At 66.5% G+C, this 5079-nt stretch carries 1 protein-coding gene; it reads left to right on the plus strand.

Annotated elements, in window-relative coordinates; genetic code table 11:
- Positions 1–5079, plus strand: a 5079-nt coding sequence (locus Vqi01_RS29925) for a type I polyketide synthase (RefSeq protein ID WP_204038484.1), incomplete at both ends; no start/stop codon positions are given.

Below are 5079 nucleotides of genomic sequence, written 5' to 3' on the forward strand. Positions count from 1 at the left end.
GAGCCGGTTGCTGTGGTGGGTATGGCTGCTCGTTTTCCGGGTGGGGTGTGTTCGCCGGAGGGTTTGTGGGATTTGGTGGTGTCGGGGGTTGATGCGGTTGGGGAGTTTCCGGCTGGTCGTGGGTGGGATGTTGAGGGTTTGTTTGATCCGGATCCGGGTGTGGCGGGGAAGTCGTATACCCGGTGGGGTGGGTTTTTGTATGACGCTGATGGGTTTGATGCTGAGTTGTTTGGCATTTCGCCGCGTGAGGCGTCGGCGATGGATCCGCAGCAGCGGTTGTTGTTGGAGGTCGCGTGGGAGGCGTTTGAGCGTGCGGGGATCGCGCCGGTTGGTTTGCGTGGTTCACGGACGGGTGTTTTCGCTGGTGTGATGTATTCGGATTATGGGGCGCGTTTCCAGGATCGGTTCCCGGCTGAGTTCGAGGGAATGGTCGGTACTGGTAGTGCGGGGAGTGTGGCGTCGGGTCGGGTTTCTTATCTGTTCGGTCTGGAAGGGCCGGCGGTCACGGTGGACACGGCGTGTTCGTCGTCGTTGGTGACGGTTCATTTGGCTGCGCAGGCGTTGCGTGGTGGAGAGTGTGATCTGGCGTTGGCTGGTGGGGTGACGGTGATGTCGACCCCGTCGACGTTCGTGGAGTTCTCTCGGCAGCGGGGGCTGGCGCCGGACGGGCGGTGCAAGTCGTTCTCGGCGGACGCGGACGGCACCGGTTGGGCTGAGGGTGTCGGTCTGCTGGTGTTGGAGCGGTTGTCGGACGCGCTGGCCAACGGGCATCAGGTGCTGGCGGTGGTGCGCAGTTCCGCGGTGAACCAGGATGGTGCCTCGAACGGGTTGACCGCGCCGAACGGGCCGTCGCAGGAACGGTTGATCCGGCACGCGTTGGCCCGGGCGGGTCTGCGGCCGGCGGACGTGGACGCGGTGGAGGCCCACGGAACGGGCACCAGTCTGGGCGACCCGATCGAGGCCCAGGCGTTGTCGGCCACCTATGGCCGTGACCGGGGTGAGCACCCGTTGTGGTTGGGATCGATCAAGTCGAACATCGGTCACACCCAGGCGGCGGCCGGGGCGGCCGGGATCATCAAGATGGTTCAGGCGATCCGGCACGGCGTGCTGCCCAAGACGTTGCATGTGGACCAGCCCTCCACCCACATCGACTGGGAACGCAGCGGGTTGGCGTTACTGACCGAGAACCGGCCCTGGCCCCAGGTCGACCGGCCACGGCGGGCCGCGGTGTCCTCGTTCGGTATCTCCGGCACGAACGCGCACGTCATCCTGGAACAGGCCCCCGACCCGGAACCCGCCGCCGTCCCAGCTGGTGACGACCCGACCGGGCCGGTGCCGTGGCTGGTATCGGCCAAGACCGCGGCCGCGTTGCCGGCCCAGGCCCGCCGCCTGCTCGAACGGGTCCGGGACACCGCCCCGGCAGCCATCGACACGGCCTGGACGCTGGCGACCAGCCGCAGCCACCTGGAACACCGCGCCGCAGTGATCGGCACCGACCACGACGACCTGCTGACCGGCCTGGCCGCGCTGGCCGACGGGACACCGGCCGCCGGCACCGTGACCGGCCGGACCGGCAGCGGCCGCCTGGCGATGCTGTTCACCGGGCAGGGCTCGCAACGGCCGGGAATGGGCCAGGAACTGGCCCACACCTATCCCACCTACGCCAAAGCGTTGGACGAGGCCTGCTCCGCCCTGGACGAACACCTGCCCCGGCCACTACGCGACGTGATGTGGCACGACGACGACACCGGCCTGCTGGACCAGACCCAGTTCGCCCAGCCGGCCCTGTTCGCCACCCAGACCGCCCTCTACCACCTGCTGACCTCATGGGGCATCACCCCGGACCTGCTCGCCGGCCACTCCATCGGTGAACTGTCCGCCGCTCACCTGGCCGGCGTGTTCGACCTGGCCGACGCCGCCCGGCTGGTGACCGCCCGCGGCCAGCTGATGCAACAGCTACCAGCCGGCATCGGCGCCATGGTCTCCATCCAGGCCACCGAAGACGAGATCACCGACCTACTCACCGGCCACCCCCAGGTATCAATCGCCGCGATCAACACCCCCGACCAGGTCGTCATCTCCGGCGACGCCGACACCGTCACCCAGCTGGCCGCCGAATTCGCCGGACAAGGCCGCAAAACCCGCCATCTGACCGTCAGCCACGCCTTCCACTCCCCCCACATGGACCCGGTCCTCGACCAGTTCCGGCAGATCGCCGCCACCCTGACCTACCAACCGGCACGGACACCGGTGGTCTCGAACCTGACCGGAGACATCGCCGGCGACCAACTCCAGAACCCCGACTACTGGGTCGAGCACATCCGCCAACCCGTCCGCTTCCACCACGGCGTCCAAACCCTGCGCCAACAGGGAGCCACCCGCTGGCTGGAACTCGGACCCGCCCCCGTCCTCACCGCGATCACCGAACACAACCTCGCCGCAACCAGCGACGACACCCAAGACCACATCACCATCGCGACCAGCCAGACCAACCGACCCGAACCCCACACCCTGCTGACCGCGGTCGCCCGACTACACACCCACGGCCACCCCATCGACTGGCCAACAATCCTGCCCACCCGCCAACCAGTGGACCTACCCACCTACGCCTTCCAACACCGCCGCTACTGGCTGGACACCCCCCAACACACCGACGTCACCGGCGCCGGCCTCACCCCCACCCACCACCCACTCCTACCAGCGATGACCCAACTCCCCGACGGCGGACACCTATTCACCGGCCGGCTCAGCCAACACACCCACCCCTGGCTCACCGACCACGCCGTCGGCAACACCCCCATCCTCCCCGCCACCGCATTCCTCGAACTCGCCGTTCACGCCGGCAGCCACACCGGACACACCCACATCCACGAACTCACCATCGAAACACCGCTAGCCCTACCCGACCACCAACCAGTCGACATCCAAATCCTCACCGGCCCCGCCGACGAAACCGGTCACCGCCCCATCACAGTCCACTCCCGAACCGACGACGACTGGAACCGCAACGCCCACGGCCTCCTCACCACCACCGAAACCCCCACCACCAGCCACCCCCTACCCGAACAACCCACCGGCACCCCCATCGACCCCGCCACCCTCTACCACACCCTCGCCCAAGCCGGCCTCACCTACGGCCCCACCTTCCAAGGCCTGCAAACCGCCTGGCACGACAACGACCACGCCTGGGCCACCATCGCCCTCCCAGACGACACCGACACCACCAACTACACCCTCCACCCCGCACTACTCGACGCCGCACTACACACCATCGCCGCCCACCAAGGCTTCGCCGACCCCACCCCCCCACAAGACCTCCCCATCCGCCTCCCCTTCACCTTCCACAACGTCACCTTCCACACCACCGGCGGCGACACCACCGCCCACGTCCACCTCACCACCACACCCGACCAGCCCGACACCGTCACCCTTCACCTCACCAACACCACCGGCACCCCCATCGCCACCATCAAAAAACTCACCCTCCGCCCCGTCCAACCCCACCAACTCCACACCACCAACCACCCCCTCTACCACCTCACCTGGACCCCCATCCCAACCCCCACCACCCCCACCACCAAACCCCCACACCACCTCATCGACCTCACCGACATCCCCACCGACGACCCCCTCACCACCACCCACAACACCCTCGAAAACCTCCTGCACCAACTCCAACAACACCTCACCAACACCGACGACACCACCACCCTCACCGTCCTGACCCACAACGCCGTCGCCACCAACCCCACCCAACCAATCAACCTCACCACCGCCGCCGCCTGGGGAATGCTCCGCTCCGCCCAAGCCGAACACCCCAACCGCATCCTCACCATCGACACCGACACCACCCCACCCAACCCAACCCTCCTCACCGCCGCCCACCACACCGGCGAACCCCAACTCGCCATCCGCGGCAACCAACTACTCACCCCACGACTCACCCGCACCCGAACCACCCCCACACCCCCACCCCCACTCAACCCCGACGGCACCATCCTCATCACCGGCGGCACCGGCACCCTCGGCGCCATCACCGCCCACCACCTCGCCACCCACTACGGCGCACGCCACCTCCTACTCGCCAGCCGCACCGGACCCAACAAACCCCACATCACCAAACTCAAAACCGAACTCGAAACCACCGGCGCCACCGTCACCATCACCGCCTGCGACACCACCGACCCACAACAACTCACCACCCTCATCAACAACATCCCCAAAAAACACCCACTCACCGCAGTCATTCACTGCGCCGGCATCCTCAACGACGCCACCATCACCACCATGACCCCCACCCACCTCCACCACACCCTCCAACCCAAAATCGACGCCGCCTGGCACCTTCACCAACTCACCCAAAACCACCCCCTCGCCGCCTTCATCCTCTACTCCTCCGCCGCCGGCACCATCGACAGCCCAGGCCAAGCCAACTACGCCGCCGCCAACACCTTCCTCGACGCCCTCGCCCACCACCGCACCACCCAAGGCCAACCCACCACCTCACTCGCCTGGGGCCTATGGGCCCAAAACTCCAACCTCACCACCCACCTCAACACCCAAAACCAACAACGCATCGCCCGCACCGGCATCCACCCCATGACCACCACCCACGCCCTCAACCTCCTCGACCAAGCCCTCACCACCAACCACCCCCACCTCCTCACCGCAAACATCAACCTCCCCGCCCTACGCCAACAACCCACCAACACACTCCCCCCAACCCTCCGCGCACTCACCCCCACCACAACCCCCACCACAAAAACCCCCACCCTCACCAACCAACTCACCAACCAAACCCCCCAAGAACAACAACAACTCATCCTCAACACCATCCGCACCCACATCGCCGCCGTCCTCGGCCACACAAACCCCCAACACATCGACGAACAACAACCATTCAAAGACCTCGGCTTCGACTCCCTCACCGCACTCGAACTACGCAACCGACTCAACACCGCAACCGGCCAACACCTCCCCGCCACCATCATCTTCGACCACCCCACCCCCAAAGCCCTCACCCAATACCTCCACCACCGCATCACCCCCCAAACCACCCCCACCCAACAAATCCTCCAG

Source organism: Micromonospora qiuiae, assembly GCF_016863555.1.
Taxonomy (GTDB): Bacteria; Actinomycetota; Actinomycetes; order Mycobacteriales; family Micromonosporaceae; genus Micromonospora; species Micromonospora qiuiae.